The sequence below is a fragment of the Pseudomonas sp. DY-1 genome, assembly GCF_003626975.1.
Taxonomy (GTDB): domain Bacteria; phylum Pseudomonadota; class Gammaproteobacteria; order Pseudomonadales; family Pseudomonadaceae; genus Metapseudomonas.
In genome coordinates, this window is the sequence record NZ_CP032616.1 from 3,003,680 (window position 1) to 3,025,664 (window position 21,985).

The following is a 21,985-nucleotide window of genomic DNA, read 5'->3' on the forward strand; positions in this document are numbered from 1 at the left end:
AGGGTGGCGTCAGTGCGCCTGCCATTCGACCTGGGAAAGGTCGACGCCCTCTTTATACATATCCCACAGCGGGGACAGTTCACGGAGCTTACTGACCGCTTCGCGCACCTTGGCTGCGGCGTAGTCCACTTCTTCCTCGGTCGTGAAGCGGCCGAAAGTGAAGCGGATGGAACTGTGCGCCAGCTCGTCGTTGCGACCCAGGGCACGCAGCACGTAGGACGGCTCCAGGGAGGCCGAGGTGCAGGCGGAACCGGAGGAGACCGCGAGGTCCTTGAGCGCCATGATCAGCGACTCACCTTCGACGTAATTGAAGCTGACGTTCATGTTGTGCGGCACACGTGCAGTGGCGCTGCCGTTCAGGTAGAGCTCTTCCATGCCATCGATCTGGGCCCAGAAGCGATCGGCCAGGGCCTTGATGCGCACGCGTTCGGTGGCCATTTCCTGCTTGGCAATGTGGAAGGCCTCGCCCATGCCGACGATCTGGTGAGTAGCCAGTGTGCCGGAGCGCATGCCGCGCTCGTGACCACCGCCATGCATCATGGCTTCGAGACGCACGCGCGGCTTGCGGCGAACGTAAAGCGCGCCAATGCCTTTCGGGCCGTAGGTCTTGTGGGCAGAGAAGGACATCAGGTCAACCTTGAGCTTCTCAAGGTCAATCTCCACCTTGCCGGTGGATTGGGCGGCATCGACGTGGAAGAGGATGCCGCGGGCACGGGTCAGCTCGCCGATGGCGGCGATGTCGTTGACGGTGCCGATTTCGTTGTTCACGTGCATGACGGAAACCAGGATGGTGTCGTCACGCAGCGCAGCTTCGACCATGGAAGGAGTGATCAGGCCATCTTCACCTGGCTCCAGGTAAGTCACTTCGAAACCTTCGCGCTCCAGCTGGCGGGTGGTGTCCAGAACCGCCTTGTGCTCGATCTTCGAGGTGATGATGTGCTTGCCCTTGCCACCGTAGAAGTGCGCAACACCCTTGATGGCCAGGTTGTCGGATTCGGTCGCACCGGAAGTCCAGACGATTTCACGAGGGTCGGCATTGACCAGCTCAGCTACCTGACGACGGGCATTCTCCACCGCCTCTTCAGCTTTCCAGCCAAACACGTGGGAACGCGAGGCGGGGTTGCCGAAGTTGCCGTCCACCAGCAGGCACTCGCTCATTTTCTGAGCGACGCGCGGGTCCACCGGCGTGGTGGCGGAGTAGTCGAGGTAGATCGGCAATTTCATCGGGGCTCTCCTATCAGGTATCGGGGCCAATCACGGGCCGGCGCCCTGCTCAATCGATGGCGGACGCTTCAATCTTATCGAGGTGCGGCATCCTGCCATTGCTTCCACAGCGGCGTTGATCCTGCCGTTGTGCGACCTCTTGAACCTCACGGCGGTTGACCAGATCGGCCAAACTGATGCCGCTGAGGAACTCGTGGATCTGCAGACTCAGATCACACCAGAGGTGGTGGGTCAGACAGGTATCGCCAGAATGGCAATCGCCCAGGCCCTGACAACGAGTGGCATCCACCGACTCGTTGACCGCATCTATTACCTGGGCGACATGAATGCCGTGCATGTCGCGGGAAAGCTGGTAGCCACCGCCCGGGCCGCGAACACTGCTGACCAGATTGCCGCGGCGGAGCTTGGCGAAAAGCTGCTCGAGGTAGGACAGGGAAATGCCCTGTCGCTCGGAAATATCAGCCAGAGACACCGGCCCATGCTGCGCATGCAGCGCCAGATCGAGCATGGCGGTGACGGCGTATCGGCCTTTGGTGGTCAGTCGCATGGTGAGTACCACGGGATCGCTGGAGTGCAGCGAGTATGCGATTCCCGACTATTTAAGTCAACTATAAGCCTGATCAAATTAGTCGGGATTACATCTTGCAGGGGCGTGCATGATAGCAGAGGCACATCCCGTTAGCACCCTAAGAATCCGGCCCCGAATACTGATCCAGGGCCGAATCGGAACGCGTCAGGCGACCGGTTTGCGCTCTTCGTCCTTGACGCCGGCGAAGTCCTCGTCGCGAAGCTCCGGCAGCGCACTGGCGCAGTAGTCACTGCCCAGCGCCGTGAGCGCCTTGCACATGCCGTCGAGGCGCTCGTCCACCGCCTGCACATGGTCCAGCAACTGGCCGATGGCGCGAGCCACGGGGTCCGGCATGTCCTGACCAAGACCATAGGCATCGAAACCAAAACGCTCCGCGATGGCCTGGCGCTTGGCCTCCTGCTCCGGATCAGCCTTGACGATGATCCGACCGGGAATCCCAACCGCGGTGGCGCCAGCTGGTACCTCCTTGGTCACCACGGCATTGGAGCCGATCTTGGCACCCGCACCAACGGTGAAAGGCCCAAGCACCTTGGCGCCCGCTCCAACTACCACGCCATCCTCCAGCGTCGGGTGGCGTTTGCCCTGGTTCCAGCTGGTACCTCCCAGAGTCACACCCTGGTAAAGGGTAACGTCGTTGCCGATTTCGGCAGTCTCACCAATGACGATCCCCATACCGTGATCAATGAAGAACCGCCGACCGATCTTCGCGCCGGGATGGATTTCAATACCCGTCAACCAACGACTGAAATTCGACACCAGGCGCGCCAGCCACTTCCAGCCAGCGATCCAAAGCGCATGCGCTACACGATGCAACCAGATGGCATGCAGGCCCGGGTAACAGGTGAGCACCTCGAAGGCATTGCGCGCAGCCGGATCACGGTGGAATACGCTTTGAATGTCTTCTCGAATGCCGTCGAACATCACTTGTCACTCCGTTTGCTTGCTTCGCCCCGCGCAGCTTTCTGGGTTTCCGTCAGGATGCCTCGCAGGATGTTCATTTCCAGCTTGCTGATGCCACTGCGGCCGTAGAGCCGGCGCAGGCGGGACATCAGATGCCGCGGCTTCTCCGGGTCCAGGAAGCCAATCTCCACCAGGGTACTTTCCAGGTGTTCGTAATAGCGCTCCAATTCATCGACGGTCACCGGCTGGGCATTGAGCATGGCGGTGGTTTCCACCTTCTCCACCTTGCTTGGCAAACCTTCTTGCTCAAGCCACGCCATTCGCACCTCATACACCAGCACCTGCACGGCGGCAGCCAGGTTTAACGAGGAGAACTCCGGATTGGACGGGATGTGCACGTGATACTGGCAGCGCTGCAGCTCTTCATTGGTCAGCCCCGCGTATTCGCGACCGAACACCAGGGCGACCTCACCTCCGAGCTGCGCTTGCTCCACGGAGGTCTTGCCGCATTCGCGCGGATCGAGCAATGGCCAGGGAATGCGACGGTCGCGAGCGCTGGTGCCGATTACCAGACTGCAGCCCACCAGCGCCTCCTCCAGGGTGGCGACCACCTGGGCACCCGCCAGAATGTCGTCCGCACCGGAGGCGCGAGCTTGAGCCTCAGGACTCGGGAAGTCCTCGGGATCGACCAGAACCAGCCTCGACAGGCCCATATTCTTCATGGCGCGGGCGGCACCACCGATATTGCCGGGATGGCTGGTATTGACCAGCACCACGCGAATGTTCTGCAGCAACGCTCTAGTCTCCCAGCGGAACGTCAAGGGAGCGGAATATTACCGGAGGCCCGGACGCAACGCTACGAATGACGCCTCCTCCCCTGCCTGCCTTGGGCTTTTTCTGCTACTATGTGCGGCTTTCTTCTTTAACGACCCAGGTGAACTCCCCATGCAGCCTATGCTGAATATCGCCCTGCGCGCCGCTCGCAGCGCCGGTGAACTGATTTTCCGCTCTATCGAGCGCCTGGACGTCATCTCCGTCAACGAGAAGGACGCCAAGGACTACGTCACCGAGGTCGATCGTGCCGCCGAGCTATCCATCGTGCAGGCCCTGCGCAAGGCCTACCCGAACCACGGCATCCTGGGCGAGGAAGGCGGACTTCTGGAAGGCAAGGGCGAAGGCGCCGACTACCTGTGGATCATCGACCCACTGGACGGCACCACCAACTTCATTCGCGGCGTTCCGCATTTCGCCATCAGCATCGCCTGCAAATACAAGGGCCGCCTGGAGCACGCCGTGGTCCTGGATCCGGTTCGCCAGGAAGAGTTCACTGCCAGCCGCGGCCGCGGCGCCGCCCTCAATGGCCGCCGCCTGCGCGTCAGCCCGCGCAAGAGCCTGGAAGGCGCCCTGCTGGGCACTGGCTTCCCCTTCCGCGACAGCCAGCTGGACAACCTAGAGAACTACCTGGGCATGTTCCGCAGCCTGGTCGGCCAGACAGCCGGCATCCGCCGCGCCGGCTCTGCCAGCCTAGACCTGGCCTACGTTGCCGCCGGCCGTTTCGACGCTTTCTGGGAGTTCGGCCTGTCCGAGTGGGACATGGCTGCGGGCGCCCTGCTGGTCCAGGAAGCTGGCGGCCTGGTGAGCGACTTCACCGGCGGCCACGACTTCCTCGAGAAAGGTCACGTCGTTGCAGGCAACACCAAATGCTTCAAGGCAGTGCTGACCGCTATACAGCCGCACCTGCCGCCGTCGCTGAAGCGCTGATCCGCTGATCACTCAGCCATGAAAAAACCCGGCCAAGGCCGGGTTTTTTGTTATTTGGGCCCAGCTTACTGCTGAACGCCCGCTCCGCCACCCTGGGACTGGATACCACCGCCCTGCTGGCTGAGGATCAACTGACCTTCTTCCGTCACCGGGATCTGACGACCCGGGTCATGATCCATCCGCACCTGGCCGACCTTGCCATCCAGCTGATACTTCACGTCATAACCAACCAGCCTCTCGCTGGTGTCCGTGACAGTCTTGCAGCGGGTTTCAGTCGTGGTGTAGGTGTCGCCTTCCTGCATATGCTCCTGCACCTTGTTGCCGGCGTAACCACCACCAACGGCGCCAGCGACCGTGGCGATCTTCTTGCCGCTACCGCCACCGACCTGGTTGCCCAGCAAACCGCCCGCAACCGCACCAAGGACGGTGCCGGCGATCTGATGCTGATCCTTGACCGGACGCTGACGAGTCACCGCCACATCGTTGCAGACCTCTCGTGGAGTCTTCACGGTTTCATTGATCGGTTGGACAGCGAGCACTTCGGCATACTCCGGGCCGTTCTTACCTACCAGGTTGTAGGTGGCCACGGCGCCGCCGGCAGTCACACCAACCGCACCCAAAACAGCACCGACGAGCATCGACTTGTTCACTTGAGCCTCCTGAATCATCCATAGCGGGCCTACATGCCCTACTCCCTGCCTTGGATAAGAGGACAAAAGCCAAGTTCCCAAACCAACGGGAATATTCCGATAAGTGGAACGACAGTCTCATACAGCAGAAACGACGAGGCCCGGCATTTGCCGGGCCTCGTTCTCAGGGATGGAACGCCTCAGGGACGGTCATCCGCTTCGGCGGTGTTCGCCGGCGGAATCAAGTCTTCCGAGGACAGCCCCAGCCAGATCAACACTGGAGCACTGATGTAGATGGAGGAGTAGGTACCCACCACAACACCAACCAGCAGCGACAGCGCAAAACCATGCAAGCTATCGCCGCCAAAGATCAGCAGGGCGAACAGCGCCAGAGCGGTGGACATCGAAGTGGCGATTGTCCGCAGCAGCGTCTGGGTGCAGGACACGTCGATGTTCTCGATCAGGTCAGCCCGGCGCAGCACGCGGAAGTTTTCGCGGATACGGTCGAAGATGATGATGGTGTCGTTCAGCGAGTAGCCGATCATCGCTAGGACCGCGGCCAGCACGGTGAGGTCAAAGGGTACCTGGAAGAATGCCAGGATCCCCAAAGTGACGATCACGTCGTGGACCAACGAGGCCACCGCGCCCACACCAAACTTCCATTGGAAGCGGAAGGCCAGGTACAGCAGGATGCCGCCCAGTGCCAGAAGCATGGCCAGGCCACCTTGGTCACGCAGCTCTTCACCCACCTGGGGCCCGACGAACTCCACACGCTTCAGCTCGAACTTGCTCTCGGCATCCACCTTGCGCAGGGCGTCGGCAATCTTGTTACCAAGTTGCGGATCATCACCAGCCAGGCGCACCAGCACGTCCGTGGACGCGCCGAAACTCTGCACCACCGCATCCTCGAAGCCTGCCTCACCAAGCTCTCGCTTGATCAGCTCAAGATTCGCCGGTTGCTCATAGGACAACTCGATCAGCGTACCGCCGGTGAAGTCCAGGCCGAAGTTCAGGCCCTTGGCGAACAGGCTGCCAATACCGATCAGGCTGATGATCACAGTGATGGCGAACGCAACGTTGCGTATCGCCATGAAACGAATGGTTGACTTGATCATGACAGGCCTCAAATCCACAGTTTCTTGAAGTTGCGGCCACCGAAGATCAGGTTGACCAGGCCACGGGTGAACATGATGGCTGTGAACATCGAGGTGATGATCCCCAGCGACATGGTCACGGCGAAGCCCTTGATCGGACCGGTGCCGAGGGCGAACAGGATGCCGCCCACCAACAGGGTGGTGAGGTTACTGTCGATGATCGCCGAGTAGGCGCGATCGAAGCCTTCATGGATCGCGCGCTGCACCGACAGTCCGTTCGCGAGCTCCTCACGAATCCGCGAATAGATCAGCACGTTGGCGTCCACCGCCATACCCAGGGTCAGCACGATACCGGCAATACCCGGCAAGGTCAGGGTTGCACCGATCACCGACATCAGCCCAACCAGCAGCACCAGGTTGAATGCTAGGGCGACGGTGGCCAGCAACCCGAAGAAGCGGTAGATAGCCATGATGAACAACGATACGAAGACCATCGCCCACTCAGTGGACTCGATGCCTTTGACAATGTTCTCGGCACCCAGGCTCGGGCCAATGGTGCGTTCTTCCGCGAAGTACATCGGCGCAGCCAGACCACCTGCGCGCAGCAGCAGGGCCAGCTCGGACGACTCGCCCTGGCCGTCCAGGCCAGTGATACGGAACTGGCTACCCAGCGGCGACTGAATGGTCGCCAGACTGATGATCTTCTTCTCTTCCTTGAAACTCTGTACCGCTACTTCCTTCTGGACGCCATCGACGTCCTGGGTCACGTAACGGGTAACCGGACGCTGCTCGATGAAGATCACCGCCATGCTGCGTCCCACATTGTTGCGGGTAGCACGACTCATCAAATCGCCGCCGTGACCGTCAAGACGGATGTTCACCTGAGGGCGACCGTTCTCGTCATAACTGGCCTGGGCGTCGGTAACCTGGTCCCCGGTGATAATCAAGCCCCGCTCCAGCGGTACGGGCGGTCGACCCGGCTCACGGAACTCAAAGGATTCAGTGGAGGCCTTGCTGGCGGTCGGCTCAGCAGCCAAACGGAACTCGAGGTTTGCGGTCTTGCCGAGGATACGCTTCGCTTCTGCGGTGTCTTGTACGCCCGGGAGCTCAACGACGATGCGGTTGGCGCCCTGGCGCTGCACGATCGGTTCGGCCACACCCAGTTCGTTAACGCGGTTGCGGACGGTGGTCAGGTTCTGCTTGATGGAGTATTCACGAATCTCTGCCAGCTTGGCCTGGGTCAGAGTCAGCTGCAGGACCTGCTGACCACCACGCTCCGTGGTAGCCATATCGAAATCGGTAAAGCTCTTGCGAATCAGCGTCCGGGCCTTGTCCAAGGACTCCTGATCAGAGAAGCCAAGCTGGAAGCCATTTTCCTGAGCCGGCAGACTGCGGTAGCGGACACGCTCCTTGCGCAGCAGGGTGCGAACTTCGCCTTCGTAAATCTTCAGACGCGCAGTGACCGCTTTCTCCATGTCCACTTCCAACAGGAAGTGCACGCCACCGGAGAGGTCCAACCCGAGCTTCATCGGCGCAGCGCCGAGCTTGCGCAGCCAATCCGGCGTGGTCGGAGCCAGGTTCAGGGCGACGACGTAATCATCACCAAGAGCCTTGCGCACCACGTCCTTGGCGGGCAGTTGATCCCCCAGCTTGGTCAGGCGCAGCAGGCCACCAGTCGCACTGACGCTGGAGGATTTGAGTTCGATGCCGGATTGCTTGAGGGCCTCAGCAGCCTTGTCCAGATCCGATTGCTGGATCTTCAGCGCGGTACTGGTACCGCTGACCTGGATCGCCGGGTCGTCCGGATAGAGATTGGGTGCGGAATAAACCAGGCCGATCGCCAGCACCGCCAGGATCAGCAGATATTTCCACAGTGGATACTTGTTGAGCATGACTCCGCCCGTTATGAAGCGGGGCGCCTGATGGCGCCCCGTCGGTGTTGATCCATGTATCTGTCAGATGGCTTTCAGCGTGCCCTTCGGCAGGGTCGCCGCGATAGCCGCCTTCTGGAACTTCAGCTCTACGCTGTCAGACACTTCGATGACCACGAAGTCATCGGTGACCTTGGTGACCTTGCCGGCAATGCCGCCGGAGGTGACCACTTCATCACCCTTCTGCAGACTGCCCAGGAGGTTTTTGTGCTCCTTGGCGCGCTTGGCCTGGGGACGCCAGATCATCAGATAGAAGATGACCAGGAAACCGATCAGGAAAACCCACTCGAAGCCGGTACCGGCAGGGCCTGCAGCGGCGGCCGGCGCAGCGGCGTCGGCATAGGCGGCGGGAATCAGAAAGCTCATGTAGCACTCCTGTTGCGGAAATTTAAAAAAATCGACTCTGGATATGCGGCTTTATCAGTCCAGGGGCGGAGTCGGTAGTCCGCGCTTGGCGTAGAAGGCATCGACAAAGGCGGCCAATTTACCCTGTTGGATAGCCTCGCGCAAACCAGCCATCAGGCGCTGGTAATGCCGCAAGTTGTGGATTGTATTCAACATGCTGCCGAGCATTTCGCCGCATTTGTCCAAATGATGGAGATAGGCGCGCGAGAAGTGTTTGCAGGTGTAACAGTCGCAAGTCGGGTCCAGCGGAGACTCGTCATGCTTATGCACTGAGTTGCGGATTTTCAGCACGCCGGTGTCGATGAACAGGTGGCCATTTCGCGCGTTGCGCGTCGGCATCACGCAGTCGAACATGTCCACTCCGCGGCGCACACCCTCCACCAGATCCTCCGGCTTGCCCACCCCCATGAGGTAGCGCGGCTTGTCTGCCGGCATCTGCCCGGGCAGGTAGTCCAGCACACGAATCATCTCGTCCTTCGGTTCGCCTACCGACAGGCCACCGATGGCCAAGCCATCGAAGCCGATTTCACTGAGGCCTTCCAGGGAGCGCATGCGCAGCTCTTCGTGCATGCCACCCTGGACGATCCCAAACAGCGCGGCAGTGCTTTCACCATGGGCGACCTTGGAGCGCTTTGCCCAACGCAGGGAAAGCTCCATGGAACGCCTGGCCGTATCGAAGTCCGCCGGATAAGGCGTGCATTCGTCGAAGATCATCACGATGTCGGACCCCAGGTCGCGCTGGACCTGCATGGATTCCTCGGGCCCCATGAACACTTTCGCGCCATCCACCGGCGAGGCGAATGTCACGCCCTCCTCCTTGATCTTGCGCATGGCACCCAGACTGAACACCTGGAAGCCACCGGAGTCGGTGAGGATTGGACCCTGCCACTGCATGAAGTCGTGCAGGTCGCCATGGCGCTTGATCACCTCCATGCCCGGCCGCAGCCAGAGGTGGAAGGTATTGCCAAGGATGATCTGCGCGCCGATCCCTTCGATATCGCGCGGCAACATCCCCTTCACGGTGCCGTAGGTTCCTACAGGCATGAAGGCGGGCGTCTCGACAACCCCCCGGGGGAAGGTCAGGCGGCCACGACGGGCCTTGCCATCGGTAGCCAGCAGCTCGAAGTTCATCCGGCAGGTGCGCGTCATGCTTGGTCCTCGGGCCCGCGGGGGGCGGGATTGCGGGTGATGAACATGGCATCACCGTAACTGAAGAATCGGTAGCCCTGCTCCACTGCTGCAGCGTAGGCAGCCATGGTCTCTGGATAGCCAGCAAAGGCGGAAACCAGCATCAGCAGGGTGGATTCGGGCAAATGGAAATTGGTAACCAAGGCGTCGACCACATGGAAGGGTCGGCCGGGGTACAGGAAAATATCGGTGTCGCCGCTGAAGGCCTTGAGCAGGCCGTCCCGCGCCGCACTTTCCAGGGAGCGCACGCTGGTGGTTCCTACAGCGACCACCCTTCCTCCACGAGCACGGCAGGCAGCAACGGCTTCGACCACATCCTGGCCCACTTCGAGCCACTCGCGGTGCATGTGGTGATCCTCGATGCGCTCGACCCTTACTGGCTGGAAAGTACCTGCCCCGACGTGCAGCGTGACGAAGGCACTCGCCACCCCTTTGGCGGAAATGGCCTCAAGCAGATCCTGGTCGAAATGCAGCCCTGCCGTAGGCGCTGCAACGGCCCCGGCGTGGCGCGCGTAGACGGTCTGGTAACGCTCGCGATCGGCGTCTTCGTCAGGCCTGTCTATATAGGGCGGCAGCGGCATGTGGCCGACCCTGTCAAGCAGCGGCAGCACTTCTTCGGCGAACTTCAGTTCGAACAACGCATCATGGCGAGCAACCATCTCGGCCTCCCCACCGCCATCGATCTGCAGGATCGAGCCGGGCTTGGGCGACTTACTGGAACGCACGTGGGCCAGTACGCGATGGCTGTCCAGCACGCGTTCGACAAGAATCTCGAGCCTGCCGCCTGAAGCCTTCTGGCCGAACAGCCGTGCAGGAATGACCCGAGTGTTGTTGAACACCATCAGATCACCCGGACGCAGGTATTCCAGGAGGTCGGAGAAATGACGATGGCTCAGTGCACCCGATTCGCCGTTCAGTACAAGGAGGCGACTGGCGCGACGCTCGGCCAGTGGATGACGGGCAATAAGAGCTTCAGGGAGCTCGAAGTGGAAGTCGGCTACGCGCATGGTGGGAGGTCGTATCGCAGGGGCGCAGATAGTACAGGAAATGCCCGTTTCTGACCACGCAGACGGATTGACCGACTCAGAGCGTCTCCCTATACTGCGCCGCCATCGTGCCCCGGTGGCGGAATGGTAGACGCGGCGGATTCAAAATCCGTTTCTGGCGACAGAGTGAGAGTTCGAGTCTCTCCCGGGGCACCACGATATCTTCAAGCCTGTCCTAGGCTTTCTCCCCCCAACTTTCCGCCCGTCCGGGGCCCTTCTCCCGCCCATAAATATTGGTCTTTCGGGGCTTGGCATTTCCGGGAAACTTAGCGTAGAGTTGGCCAACTGTGTTTGCATGGGTCGCTGTTGAATCGTGACCTGATGCGGTAGATCACCAGATCCGCTACATCCCGCTCGACTTCTCTTACCTCTTTGCAACCAGTTCCAGCCCTTCTGGCGCATCAGTGAACAGCAGGCTGTCATCAACTTCAGTTTCAAGGAAAAAGATATGTCGAATCGTCAAACCGGCACCGTCAAATGGTTCAACGACGAGAAAGGTTTTGGTTTCATCACCCCGGAAAGCGGCCCGGATCTGTTCGTTCACTTCCGCGCCATCGAAGGCTCCGGCTTCCGTAGCCTGAAAGAAGGCCAGAAGGTTACCTTCGAAGCCGTTCAAGGCCAGAAAGGTATGCAGGCTGACAAGGTTCAGGTAGTTAACTAACTACCTGAGCTTCGCCGAAAGCCCCTGATGGAAACATCAGGGGCTTTTTTGTGTCTGCTAGTCGGCTGCTAGAATGGCGCGCCCTCCACACGCCAAGAGCCCGCAATGCCGAAACATCAGCTGCGCCCCCAGGGGGACTTCCCCTCCGCCGGGCTGGTTCGCCGCTTCGCCGCGATCTTCTACGACTTCCTCCTCTGCGTTGCCCTGCTGATGGTGGTCACCCTGATCTATCAACAGGTCTTACTCCGCCTGATCTACGGTGGCGAGCATCTGCGTCAACTGGCCGACCAGGGCGCGCTCTCCGGCGACCCGGTACTCTCCACGCTGCTGGTGTTTGCCCTGTTCGGATTCTTCGCCAAGTTCTGGACCCACAACGGCCAGACCCTCGGCATGCAGGTCTGGGGCATTCGCGTACAGAATAAGGATGGTTCGGCCATCAGCCTGTGGCAGGCCCTGCTGCGCTTCGTCATTGCCATCGGCTCCTGGCTGGCACTTGGCCTGGGCTTCCTCTGGAGCCTGCGGGACAAGGAGAAGCGCACCTGGCATGACATCTATTCCGAGACCCGGATCGTCCGCATTCCCAAGGACGCGCACAAGAAATGACCTCATGAAAAAAGCCGGCAAAAGCCGGCTTTTTCTTGCGTCGATTCGGGGTCAGCCCGCACGCCTCAGCAACCAGACACCTGCCAGGGCGCAGACGCCCGCCGGCACCAGAACAGCGAAGAGCGGCGAGAAGCCAAATACCAGACTCGAAGGCCCGAGCAGATCCTGGCTGATACGCACCACGAAACCGATAACGACACCGGTGAACACACGCTGCCCCAGGGTTACCGAACGCAGTGGGCCGAAGATGAAGGAAATCGCCATCAACACAAGGGCCGCCGTAACCAGAGGCTGCAGCACCTTGGTCCAGAACGCCAGCCAGTAGCGGCCGTTGTTCAGCCCCTGCTCCGCCAGGTAATGGGTGTAACGCCATAGTCCGGAAATCGACAGCGCCTCGGGCTCCATCACAACGGTGCCGAGCAGCTCTGGCTTGAGTTCGATATTCCAGCGCTCGGTGACACTGTTGAGTACTTCAGTGTGATCGCCACGGAAATGTGTAGTGGTCACATCTTCCAGCTGCCAAAAATCACCCTGGAACAACGCACGCTTGGCGAAGCTGGCGGACTGCATATGGCGCTCGCCATCGAAGCGATATCGGGTCACACCATAGAGCACACCATTGGGCTGCACGGCGTTGATGTGGACGAACTCTTCGCCCTGGCGATGCCAGAGACCGCGCTTGGAGCTTTGTGCATCCCCACCGCCCTGGGCCAGTGAGCGATTGGCCTGGGCCAGGTTCTCGCTCCACGGCGCGACGTACTCGCCAATCAGTATGCCCACCAGCATCAACACCAGCATGGGCTTCATCACCGCCCAGACGATACGGCCGATCGAAACGCCAGCTGCGCGCATCACGGTCAGCTCGCTGCTGCTGGCCAGGGTACCGAGACCGATCAGGCTACCGATCAGCGCCGCCATCGGCAGCATGTCGTAGACGCGACGCGGCAATGTGAGGAAGACGTACCAGGCAGCGGCGAGCACATCGTAGTCGCCCCCAACGTCGCCCAGTTCATCGATAAACGCGAACAGCGCTGCAAGGCTCACGATGATCCCCAGCACCGCAAGGATGCCGAAGAACACGCTAGTGCCGATGTAACGATCCAACCTAACCATGGGCCACCTCACGGACATCACGACGAGCCGCCCACTTCAGGCGCAGAGGCTCCCAGTACAACAACAGCAGGCCGACCACGATGAACAGTGCGTGTACCCACCACAGGCCGAGGGCCATGGGAATGCGCCCCTTGTCCAGCTGTCCGCGCGCAGCGATCAGCAAGGCCAGGTACGCCATATACAGAAGGATGGCCGGGAGCAGCTTGAGGAAACGACCCTGGCGCGGATTGACCCTGGACAGCGGCACCGCCAGCAGGGTGACGACGAACACCAGCAGCGGGATCGACAAGCGCCACTGAAGCTCGGCCTGGTAGCGCGGATCATTGCTACCGATCAGCTCGGAGGTGGGCACTGCCTCGCGCTCGCCGATCTCGGACGATATCTCGGGCTTGGGCAGCAGCACACCGTAGGTTTCGTACTGGATGATGCGGTAGTCGGCCTTGCCGGGGTTGCCGTCGTAGCGGTAGCCATTCTTGAGGATCAGGTAACGACTGCCATCCGGCTGGACTTCCTGATGCCCCTTCTCAGCCACCAGCACGCCAATGCCACGATCCTTGCCGTCCTGGCGCGAAATGCGCTTCTCGGAGATGAACACGCCACCCAGCTCGCCACGATCAGAGGAGAGCGTCTCGGTGTAGGTCACCCGGCCGCCCCCCTTTAGCGCCTGGAAACGTCCGGGAACCAAGGTATCCAGTTCGGTCAGGGCATCCTGCTCGTTGAGGATGCGAGCCACCTGGCCAACGCCCTGAGGCGCCAGGCCCAGGCTCAGCCAGGCCACCAGCAGTGCCACCAGCAGCGCAGGAGCGAGACTGTAGATCATCAGGCGCTGTTGGCTCATGCCGGTAGCGCTGAGCACGGTCATTTCGCTTTCGAGATACAGGCGGCCGTAGGCCAGCAGAAAACCGAGAAACAATCCCAGAGGGAGGATCAACTGGAGGAAACCGGGTATCCGGAAGCCCATGATCATGAACAGCACGCCAGGGTCCAGCGCCCCCTGTGCGGCTTGCGCCAGATACTTGATGAAACGGCCGCTCATGATGATCACCAGCAGCACGGCGCTGACCGCACTCAGGGTGACCAGGACTTCGCGGGAGAGATAACGGAAGACAATCAAACCAGACACTCCAGGGTTGTCAGGCTCACGCGGCTACGCTCAAACTAGCCGCTTTATGGCCAGCCCGCCGTTCTGACGGGCCACTGAAAAAATAGCCGGCATTATCCGTCAATCCCGGCTCTTTGTCTTGGGGACACATGTCATGGAATTCCTTGTCAAAAGCGCCCGTCTGGAAACCCTGAAAACCGCCACGCTGGTCGTTGCTGTCGGCGAAGGACGCAAGCTGGGCGAAGCCGCCAAGGCCGTTGATGCCGCAGCTGGCGGTGCCATCACCACCCTGCTCAAGCGCGGCGATATCGCTGGCAAGGTGGGCCAGACCCTGCTCCTGCACAGCCTCCCCAATCTCAAGGCCGAGCGCGTACTGCTGGTGGGCAGTGGCAAGGAGCGCGAACTCTCTGACCGCCAGTTCCGCAAAATGATCGCCGCCGTGAACGGCGTGCTGAAAGGCCTCGGCGGCAGCGACGCAGCCCTGGCCCTGGCCGAACTGGCCGTCAAAGGCCGCGACGCCTATGGCAAGGCCCGTCTGATGGTGGAAACCCTGGCCGATGGCGGCTACGTCTTCGACCGCTTCAAAAGCCAGAAGGCTGAGCCCAGGGCGCTGAAGAAAGTCACCGTGCTGGTGGAGAAGGCCGACCAGGCCGAGGCCGAACGAGGCAGCGTGCATGCCCAGGCCATCGCTACCGGCATGGCCTTCACCCGCGACCTCGGCAACCTGCCGCCGAACCTCTGCCACCCCAGCTTCATTGCCGAGGAAGCCAAGGCCCTGGCCAAGGCGCACAAGAACCTCAAGGTCGAAGTGCTCGACGAGAAGAAGCTCAAGGAACTTGGCGCCGGCGCCTTCCTCGCCGTGGCCCAGGGTAGCGAGCAACCGCCGCGGATGATCGTGCTCAATTACCAGGGCGCCAAGAAGGACGACAAACCCTTCGCCCTGGTCGGCAAGGGCATCACCTTTGACACCGGCGGCATCAGCATCAAGCCGGCGGCCGGCATGGACGAAATGAAGTACGACATGTGCGGCGCCGCCAGCGTACTCGGTACCTTCCGCGCGGTACTGGAGCTGCAACTGCCAATCAATCTGGTCGGCCTGCTGGCCTGTGCCGAGAACATGCCCAGCGGCGGCGCCACCCGCCCGGGTGACATCGTCACCACCATGAGCGGCCAGACCGTCGAGATCCTCAACACCGACGCCGAAGGCCGCCTGGTGCTGTGTGACACCCTGACCTACGCCGAGCGCTTCAAGCCGCAGGCGGTGATCGACATTGCCACCCTCACTGGCGCCTGCATCGTTGCCCTTGGCAGCAACACCTCGGGACTGATGGGTAACAACGACGCGCTGGTGAAGCAGATCCTCAAGGCTGGTGAATACGCCGACGACCGCGCCTGGCAACTGCCACTGTTCGACGAGTACCAGGAGCAACTGGACAGCCCATTCGCCGACATCGCCAACATCGGTGGTCCGAAGGCCGGCACCATCACCGCTGGCTGCTTCCTGTCGCGCTTTGCCAAGAAGTTCCACTGGGCGCACCTGGACATCGCCGGCACTGCCTGGGTCAGCGGCGGCAAGGATAAAGGCGCTACCGGCCGTCCGGTTCCCCTGCTCACCCAGTACCTGCTGGACCGCATCAAGTGAGAGTTGAGTTTTACGTGCTCTCCTCGGCCAACCCGGCAGACCGACTGCGCGCGGCCTGCCAGTTGGCTGCCAAGGGCTGGCGGCATGGGCTGCCAGTCCTCGTACGTTGCACCGATGCCGCCCAGCGCGATGAGCTGGACGCACTGCTCTGGCGTTTTCGCGCCGAAAGCTTCATTCCCCACAGCCTGATCGACGACGACGCCAATGCCCCGGTGGTGCTGGCTCTGGACGAAGCACCTGCAATCCAGCAGGGCCTGCTGATCAACCTCGCCTCGACCATCTCCCCTCACGTCGAGCACTTCAGCCGGATCATCGAGATCGTCAACCAGGAACCCGACCTGCTTGCCGCCTGCCGGGAGAATTTCCGTAGCTACCGGCAGCGGGGCTATGATCCGAAACGAGTCGAACTCTAGCCATACCGCACTGATGGACACCCCCAAGCCCCCCCAAAAACCGGCGAACCTGCTGGACGACCTCGAATCCATTCGTGCCCTGCTCGATGACGAGCCCGGCGACGCCGAACCACCATTGCTCACCGAAACCCTGGATGTCGATGACATCCCGCTGCTGTCGGAAATAGTCGAACCCGTGCCCGTGCCGCCGGCCACACCTCCTTCACCGCCGCAGCAGTCCGTGCTCCAGGCTGCCCCCGTCGCGTCGGCGCCCACAGCTGCGCCAGCCCCCGCCCCCACGCAGATGGCCGAGGCGATCCGCCAGCGCATGACGCCGGCTGGCAACCCGGAACTGGCCCGCCTGGACAGCGAACTCCGCGCCGCCGCGCAGCTGATCCTGCAGGACGTGATCGACGATTTCGTGCCGCAGATCGAGGCCGAGCTCAAACGCCGCCTCGAAGCGCGCCTGACTCGCCTACTGCCGCCTCGCCGGCAGTGATCCGACCCGCCCGGCAACCGCCGGGTGCCACCGGCAACGCACGCCAATTCTTTCGAGGGTCCGTTGCCGTTATACTCTCCCGTTTTCCCGTTCAGACGCCTCTAGGGTCCCCGCCGAACCATGGACAAGACCTACCAGCCCCACGCCATTGAAACTTCCTGGTACCAGACCTGGGAGAAGAACAACTACTTCGCCCCGCAAGGTTCCGGCGACCCGTACACCATCATGATCCCGCCGCCGAACGTGACCGGCAGCCTGCACATGGGTCATGGCTTCAACAACGCCATCATGGACGCCCTGATCCGCTTCCGCCGCATGCAGGGTCGCAACACCCTGTGGCAGCCGGGCACCGACCATGCCGGCATCGCCACCCAGATGGTGGTGGAGCGCCAGCTGTCCGCCCAAGGCGTCAGCCGTCATGACCTCGGCCGCGAGAAATTCCTCGAGAAGGTCTGGGAATGGAAGGAACAGTCCGGCGGCACCATCACCCGCCAGATTCGCCGCCTCGGCTCCTCCGTTGACTGGACGCGCGAACGCTTCACCATGGACGACGGCCTGTCCGATGCGGTCAAGGAAGCCTTCGTGCGCCTGCATGAAGACGGCCTGATCTACCGCGGCAAGCGCCTGGTCAACTGGGACACCAAGTTCCACACCGCCATCTCCGACCTCGAAGTGGAAAACCATGACGAGAAGGGCAGCCTCTGGAACCTGCGCTACCCGCTGGCCGACGGCCACAAGACCGCCGACGGCAAGGACTACCTGATCGTCGCCACCACCCGCCCGGAAACCATGCTGGGCGACAGCGCCGTTGCCGTTCACCCGGAAGACGAGCGCTACAAGAACCTGATCGGCACCTTCGTCGAACTGCCCTTGGTGGGCCGCCGCATTCCGATCATCGCCGACGAGTACTGCGACCCCGAGTTCGGCACCGGCTGCGTGAAGATCACCCCGGCCCATGACTTCAACGACTATGAAGTCGGCAAGCGCCACAACCTGCCGCTGATCAACATCTTCGACAAGGACGCCGCGGTACTCGCCACCGCCCAGGTGTTCAACCTTGACGGCAGCGTCAACGACCAGCTCGACGGCAGCCTGCCCGAGCAATACGCCGGCCTGGACCGTTTCGACGCACGCAAGCGCATCGTCGAGGACTTCGAGCAACTCGGCCTGCTGGAAAAGATCGAAGACCACGCGCTGAAAGTGCCCAAGGGCGACCGTTCCGGCACCGTCATCGAGCCCTGGCTGACCGACCAGTGGTACGTCTCCACCAAGCCGCTGGCGGAACCTGCCATCGCCGCCGTGGAAGATGGACGCATCCAGTTCGTGCCCAAGCAGTACGAGAACATGTACTTCTCATGGATGCGCGACATCCAGGACTGGTGCATCAGCCGCCAGCTCTGGTGGGGCCATCGCATTCCAGCCTGGTACGACGACGCCGGCAACGTTTACGTCGGCCGCGACGAGGCCGAGGTTCGCGCCAAGCACAACCTGGGCGACATCGCCCTGCGCCAGGACGAAGACGTGCTGGACACCTGGTTCAGCTCGGGCCTGTGGACCTTCTCCACCCTGGGCTGGCCGGAACAGACCGAGTTCCTCAAGACCTTCCACCCCACCAACGTGCTGGTCACCGGCTTCGACATCATCTTCTTCTGGGTCGCCCGCATGATCATGCTGACCATGCACCTGGTGAAGAACGAAGACGGCACCCCGCAGGTTCCGTTCAAGACCGTATACGTCCACGGCCTGGTGCGCGACTCCCAAGGCCACAAGATGTCCAAGTCCAAGGGCAACGTCCTGGACCCGCTGGACATCGTCGACGGCATCGACCTCGACACCCTGCTGGAAAAACGCACCAGCGGCATGATGCAGCCCAAGCTGGCCGAGAAGATCGCCAAGCAGACCAAGGCCGAGTTCCCCGAAGGCATCAACAGCTACGGCACCGACGCCCTGCGCTTCACCTTCCTCTCGCTGGCCTCCACCGGCCGCGACGTGAAGTTCGACATGGGCCGCGTCGAAGGCTACCGCAACTTCTGCAACAAGCTGTGGAACGCCGCCAACTTCGTCATCGAGAACACCGATGGCCAGGACACCGGTGTCAACGACGAGCCGGTCGAGCTGTCCTCGGTCGACCGCTGGATCATCTCGGCCCTGCAGCGCACCGAAGCTGAAGTCACCCGCCACCTCGATGCCTTCCGCTTCGACCTGGCCGCCCAGACCCTCTACGAGTTCATCTGGGACCAGTACTGCGCCTGGTACCTGGAACTGGTCAAGCCGGTGCTGTGGGACGAGAACGCACCCATCGAGCGCCAGCGCGGCACCCGCCGCACCCTGATCCGCGTGCTGGAAGTGGCCCTGCGCCTGGCGCACCCCTTCATGCCCTTCATCACCGAAGAGATCTGGCAGCGCATCAAGGGCCAGGCCGGCAAGAGCGGCGCCACCCTGATGCTCGAGCCCTGGCCGGTGGCCGTGGAAGAGCGCATCGACGCCGCCGCCGAAGGCGACATCGAATGGGTCAAGGCGCTAATGCTCGGCGTTCGACAGATCCGCGGCGAGATGAACATCTCCATGGCCAAGCGCATTGACCTGCTGCTGGCCAACACCAACGATGAAGACCGTCGTCGCTTGACCGAGAACGAGCCACTACTGAAGAAGCTGGCCAAGCTCGAGACAATCCGCGTGCTGGCCGCAGGCGAAGAAGCACCGATGTCCGCGACCGCCCTGGTCGGCGACATGCAGGTGCTGGTGCCCATGGCCGGCCTGATCGACAAGGACGCGGAACTCGCCCGCCTGGACAAGGAAATCCAGCGTCTGGACGGCGAAGTGAAGCGTGTCGGCGGCAAGCTGGGCAACGAAGGTTTCGTTGCCAAGGCTCCGGCAGAGGTGATCGAGAAGGAGCGCGCCAAGTTGGCCGAGGCCGAACAGGCCCTGGCCAACCTGACCGAACAGCGCGGCCGAATCGCCAGCCTGTAACCCCAACGAGGCCCGCTATTGCGGGCCTCGTTCATTGCACCGTCCGCCACGCAGGGCATGCCCATGGAAATCAGCAAAACCAAGACCAGCTTCAATCGCCGCCTCTACGTCGCCTGGCTGATCGACAGCGGCACCGCCACCAGCATTCCGGCCCTCATGGACGCCACAGGCATGCCGCGCCGCACCGCCCAGGATACCCTGCTGGCCCTGGCGGAACTGGATATTGACTGCCACTTCGAACAGTCCGAAGGCGAGCGCAACAACGCCGGACACTACGTGATCCGCAACTGGGGGCCCATCGACAAGCGCTGGATCGCCGCTAACCTGCAACAGATCAAGGCCGTCCTGGGTTACCCCTGACAGACTGCCGCTCCCCGCCAAGGAACCTCCGGGAGTACCGATTGAACGTCGATCTGCTGATGGTGCTGGGCCTGCTCATGGCCGCCATCACCCTGTTCGTCCTTAACAAGCCACGCATGGACGTGGTTGCCCTGCTGGTCATCGTCGCCCTGCCATTGACCGGCATTCTTGATATCAGCCACACCCTGGCTGGCTTCAGTGACCCCAGCGTCGTGCTGATCGCCGCCCTCTTCGTCATCGGTGACGGCCTGGTCCGCACCGGCATCGCCTACCGCCTGGGTGACTGGCTGGTGGCCCGGGCCGGCAGCAGCGAGACGCGTCTGCTGGTGCTGCTGATGCTGGCCGCTGCGGGCCTGGGCTCCGTCATGAGCTCCACAGGCGTGGTGGCCATTTTCATTCCGGTCGCCCTGGGCGTCGCCGCGCGGCTGAAGATCGCCCCGGCGCGCCTGATGATGCCCCTGGCCTTCGCCGGACTAATCAGCGGCATGCTCACCCTGGTCGCCACCGCGCCCAACCTGGTGGTGCACAGCGAACTGCGCCGCGCCGGCCTCGACGGCTTCGGCTTCTTCAGCCTGACACCGGTTGGCCTTGCAGTACTGGCGCTGGGCATCGTCTACATGCTGCTGACCCGCCACTGGCTGACCCCCAGAGGCGTTGACCAGGCCGACGCCGCACCGCGCTTGACCCTCGCCGACCTGGCCACGGCCTATGCGCTCGAGGACCGCGAAAGGCGCCTGAAAGTACGTGCTGATTCACCATTGATTCGCCAGGCCCTCAACGAGTTGGAGCTGCGCAAGCAGTACGGCATCAACGTGATCGCCGTCGAACGCCAGCGCCGCTTCCGCACCCTGCTGCTGATGGCCACCGGCAATACCCTGCTGGAGCCCGGTGACGTACTACTGGTGGACCTGGCCAGCCCGGCTATCGGCCTGCTGGGTGCCTACGAGGAACTCGGCCTGGAACCTCTGCCGCTGCCCTCTTCCTACTACAGCCTGCACGCCCATTCGCTGGGGCTGGCCGAGGTGGCCCTGCCGCCCGAGTCGAAACTGCCGGGCAAGACCATCCAGGAACTGGGTTTCCGCTCGCGCCACCAGCTCAACGTTGTGGGTCTGCGCCGCCATGGCGAGGCGCTGGAAGGCGTGCTGGTGGACGAGAAGCTGAAGGCCTCCGACACCCTGCTGGTGGCAGGTGAGTGGAAGGCCATTCACCACTTGCAGGGGCAAAGCCGCGACTTCCTGGTACTGAGCCTGCCTGCCGAGGTGGACGAAGTGGCTCCAACAGCGCGAAAGGCCCCCTACGCCCTGCTCAGTCTTGCAGTGATGATCTTCCTGATGGTCAGCGGCCTGGTGCCCAATGTGATGGCCGCACTGATCGGCTGCCTGCTGATGGGGGCATTCCGCTGCATCGACCTGGACAGCGCCTACCGCGCCATCCACTGGCCGACCCTGATCCTCATCGTCGGCATGTTGCCCTTCGCCCAGGCCCTGCAGCAAACCGGCGGCATCGACCTGGCGGTGAAGGGGCTGGTTGCGCTGCTGGGCAATGCCGGCCCCTACGCCATGCTCGCCTGCCTGTTCATCGTCACCGCGCTGATCGGCCTGTTCATTTCCAACACAGCCACCGCCGTGCTCATGGCGCCGGTCGCCATTGCCACCGCCCAGCAGTTGGGGATGTCGCCCTACCCCTTCGCGATGATCGTCGCCCTGGCGGCATCGGCAGCCTTCATGACGCCGATTTCCTCACCGGTGAACACCCTCGTGCTGGGACCTGGGCAATACCGCTTCGGCGACTTCGTGAATGTAGGAGTGCCCTTCACGATCCTGGTGATGATCGTCAGCGTCTTCCTGGTACCGCTGGTGTTCCCGCTCTGAGCTTC

The 21,985-nt window shown here is 62.1% G+C and carries 21 protein-coding genes and 1 tRNA gene; 10 read left to right on the forward strand and 12 right to left on the reverse strand.

The genetic code is table 11. The features are described 5' to 3' along the window. Window positions 1–9: 9 nt before the first annotated feature. The 4 genes from D6Z43_RS14160 to trmJ form a co-directional block, all read right to left on the reverse strand. Window positions 10–1,224, reverse strand: a complete 1,215-nt coding sequence (locus D6Z43_RS14160; protein ID WP_120652810.1) for an IscS subfamily cysteine desulfurase — start codon at window positions 1,222–1,224, stop codon at window positions 10–12. 49 nt (window positions 1,225–1,273) lie between these two features. Next, window positions 1,274–1,771 carry a Fe-S cluster assembly transcriptional regulator IscR gene (gene iscR, locus D6Z43_RS14165; RefSeq protein WP_016491067.1) on the reverse strand — a complete coding sequence of 166 codons (498 nt, stop codon included), beginning with the start codon at window positions 1,769–1,771 and terminating at the stop codon, window positions 1,274–1,276. Between the two features lie 186 nt (window positions 1,772–1,957). Next, window positions 1,958–2,734, reverse strand: coding sequence for a serine O-acetyltransferase (gene cysE, locus D6Z43_RS14170; protein ID WP_120652811.1), 777 nt, complete (start codon window positions 2,732–2,734; stop codon window positions 1,958–1,960). Continuing rightward, window positions 2,734–3,507, reverse strand: coding sequence for a tRNA (cytosine(32)/uridine(32)-2'-O)-methyltransferase TrmJ (trmJ, locus tag D6Z43_RS14175; RefSeq protein ID WP_120652812.1), 774 nt, complete (start codon window positions 3,505–3,507; stop codon window positions 2,734–2,736). Before trmJ ends, cysE begins: the two co-directional genes overlap by 1 nt. A 151-nt stretch (window positions 3,508–3,658) precedes the next feature. Between trmJ and suhB the strand changes: the two genes are divergently transcribed. Then, window positions 3,659–4,474, forward strand: coding sequence for an inositol-phosphate phosphatase (gene suhB, locus D6Z43_RS14180; protein ID WP_120652813.1), 816 nt, complete (start codon window positions 3,659–3,661; stop codon window positions 4,472–4,474). 65 nt (window positions 4,475–4,539) lie between these two features. Here the strand turns inward: suhB and D6Z43_RS14185 are convergent, their stop codons facing one another. The 6 genes from D6Z43_RS14185 to queA all read right to left on the reverse strand — a co-directional run bounded on the left by D6Z43_RS14185 (window position 4,540) and on the right by queA (window position 10,728). After that, window positions 4,540–5,124 carry a glycine zipper 2TM domain-containing protein gene (locus D6Z43_RS14185; protein WP_120652814.1) on the reverse strand — a complete coding sequence of 195 codons (585 nt, stop codon included), beginning with the start codon at window positions 5,122–5,124 and terminating at the stop codon, window positions 4,540–4,542. 179 nt (window positions 5,125–5,303) lie between these two features. After that, window positions 5,304–6,218: a protein translocase subunit SecF gene (gene secF, locus D6Z43_RS14190; protein ID WP_120652815.1), complete on the reverse strand. Its 915-nt coding sequence runs from the start codon at window positions 6,216–6,218 to the stop codon at window positions 5,304–5,306. 8 nt (window positions 6,219–6,226) lie between these two features. Then, window positions 6,227–8,089, reverse strand: coding sequence for a protein translocase subunit SecD (gene secD / locus D6Z43_RS14195; RefSeq protein ID WP_120652816.1), 1,863 nt, complete (start codon window positions 8,087–8,089; stop codon window positions 6,227–6,229). 63 nt (window positions 8,090–8,152) lie between these two features. Next, on the reverse strand, window positions 8,153–8,494 hold the full coding sequence (gene yajC, locus D6Z43_RS14200; RefSeq protein ID WP_028628667.1) for a preprotein translocase subunit YajC: 342 nt from the start codon (window positions 8,492–8,494) through the stop codon (window positions 8,153–8,155). 54 nt (window positions 8,495–8,548) lie between these two features. Beyond that, the gene (gene tgt, locus D6Z43_RS14205; RefSeq protein ID WP_162945901.1) at window positions 8,549–9,664 is read right to left on the reverse strand and encodes a tRNA guanosine(34) transglycosylase Tgt; all 1,116 of its coding nucleotides are present in this window, start codon (window positions 9,662–9,664) and stop codon (window positions 8,549–8,551) included. Between the two features lie 14 nt (window positions 9,665–9,678). Beyond that, entirely contained in the window at window positions 9,679–10,728 is a 1,050-nt protein-coding gene (gene queA, locus D6Z43_RS14210; RefSeq protein ID WP_120652818.1) for a tRNA preQ1(34) S-adenosylmethionine ribosyltransferase-isomerase QueA, read from the reverse strand. A gap of 109 nt (window positions 10,729–10,837) precedes the next feature. Here queA and D6Z43_RS14215 point away from each other — a divergent pair. The 3 genes from D6Z43_RS14215 (at window position 10,838) to D6Z43_RS14225 (ending at window position 12,031) form a co-directional block, all read left to right on the forward strand. Next, window positions 10,838–10,923 (forward strand) — tRNA-Leu (locus D6Z43_RS14215). A gap of 292 nt (window positions 10,924–11,215) precedes the next feature. Further along, window positions 11,216–11,428 carry a cold-shock protein gene (locus D6Z43_RS14220; protein ID WP_016491057.1) on the forward strand — a complete coding sequence of 71 codons (213 nt, stop codon included), beginning with the start codon at window positions 11,216–11,218 and terminating at the stop codon, window positions 11,426–11,428. 105 nt (window positions 11,429–11,533) lie between these two features. After that, window positions 11,534–12,031 (forward strand): RDD family protein, encoded by a 498-nt coding sequence (locus D6Z43_RS14225; RefSeq protein WP_120652819.1) that lies wholly within the window; start codon window positions 11,534–11,536, stop codon window positions 12,029–12,031. 51 nt (window positions 12,032–12,082) lie between these two features. Here the strand turns inward: D6Z43_RS14225 and lptG are convergent, their stop codons facing one another. Both lptG and lptF read right to left on the reverse strand, forming a co-directional pair. After that, the gene (gene lptG, locus D6Z43_RS14230) at window positions 12,083–13,144 is read right to left on the reverse strand and encodes an LPS export ABC transporter permease LptG (protein ID WP_120652820.1); all 1,062 of its coding nucleotides are present in this window, start codon (window positions 13,142–13,144) and stop codon (window positions 12,083–12,085) included. Then, entirely contained in the window at window positions 13,137–14,258 is a 1,122-nt protein-coding gene (gene lptF / locus D6Z43_RS14235) for an LPS export ABC transporter permease LptF (RefSeq protein ID WP_120652821.1), read from the reverse strand. The genes lptG and lptF overlap by 8 nt, the downstream gene beginning before the upstream one ends. A gap of 142 nt (window positions 14,259–14,400) precedes the next feature. Between lptF and D6Z43_RS14240 the strand changes: the two genes are divergently transcribed. The 6 genes from D6Z43_RS14240 to D6Z43_RS14265 all read left to right on the forward strand — a co-directional run bounded on the left by D6Z43_RS14240 (window position 14,401) and on the right by D6Z43_RS14265 (window position 21,980). Beyond that, the gene (locus D6Z43_RS14240) at window positions 14,401–15,888 is read left to right on the forward strand and encodes a leucyl aminopeptidase (protein WP_120652822.1); all 1,488 of its coding nucleotides are present in this window, start codon (window positions 14,401–14,403) and stop codon (window positions 15,886–15,888) included. Further along, on the forward strand, window positions 15,885–16,301 hold the full coding sequence (locus tag D6Z43_RS14245) for a DNA polymerase III subunit chi (protein ID WP_120652823.1): 417 nt from the start codon (window positions 15,885–15,887) through the stop codon (window positions 16,299–16,301). The genes D6Z43_RS14240 and D6Z43_RS14245 overlap by 4 nt, the downstream gene beginning before the upstream one ends. Before the next feature lie 13 nt (window positions 16,302–16,314). Continuing rightward, window positions 16,315–16,779 (forward strand): DNA polymerase III subunit chi, encoded by a 465-nt coding sequence (locus D6Z43_RS14250; protein WP_120652824.1) that lies wholly within the window; start codon window positions 16,315–16,317, stop codon window positions 16,777–16,779. A 120-nt stretch (window positions 16,780–16,899) separates the two neighbouring features. Continuing rightward, window positions 16,900–19,749, forward strand: a complete 2,850-nt coding sequence (locus tag D6Z43_RS14255; protein ID WP_120652825.1) for a valine--tRNA ligase — start codon at window positions 16,900–16,902, stop codon at window positions 19,747–19,749. A 63-nt stretch (window positions 19,750–19,812) separates the two neighbouring features. Next, window positions 19,813–20,109 carry a helix-turn-helix domain-containing protein gene (locus D6Z43_RS14260; RefSeq protein ID WP_120655268.1) on the forward strand — a complete coding sequence of 99 codons (297 nt, stop codon included), beginning with the start codon at window positions 19,813–19,815 and terminating at the stop codon, window positions 20,107–20,109. Between the two features lie 41 nt (window positions 20,110–20,150). Further along, the gene (locus tag D6Z43_RS14265; protein WP_120652826.1) at window positions 20,151–21,980 is read left to right on the forward strand and encodes an SLC13 family permease; all 1,830 of its coding nucleotides are present in this window, start codon (window positions 20,151–20,153) and stop codon (window positions 21,978–21,980) included. Window positions 21,981–21,985 lie beyond the last annotated feature (5 nt).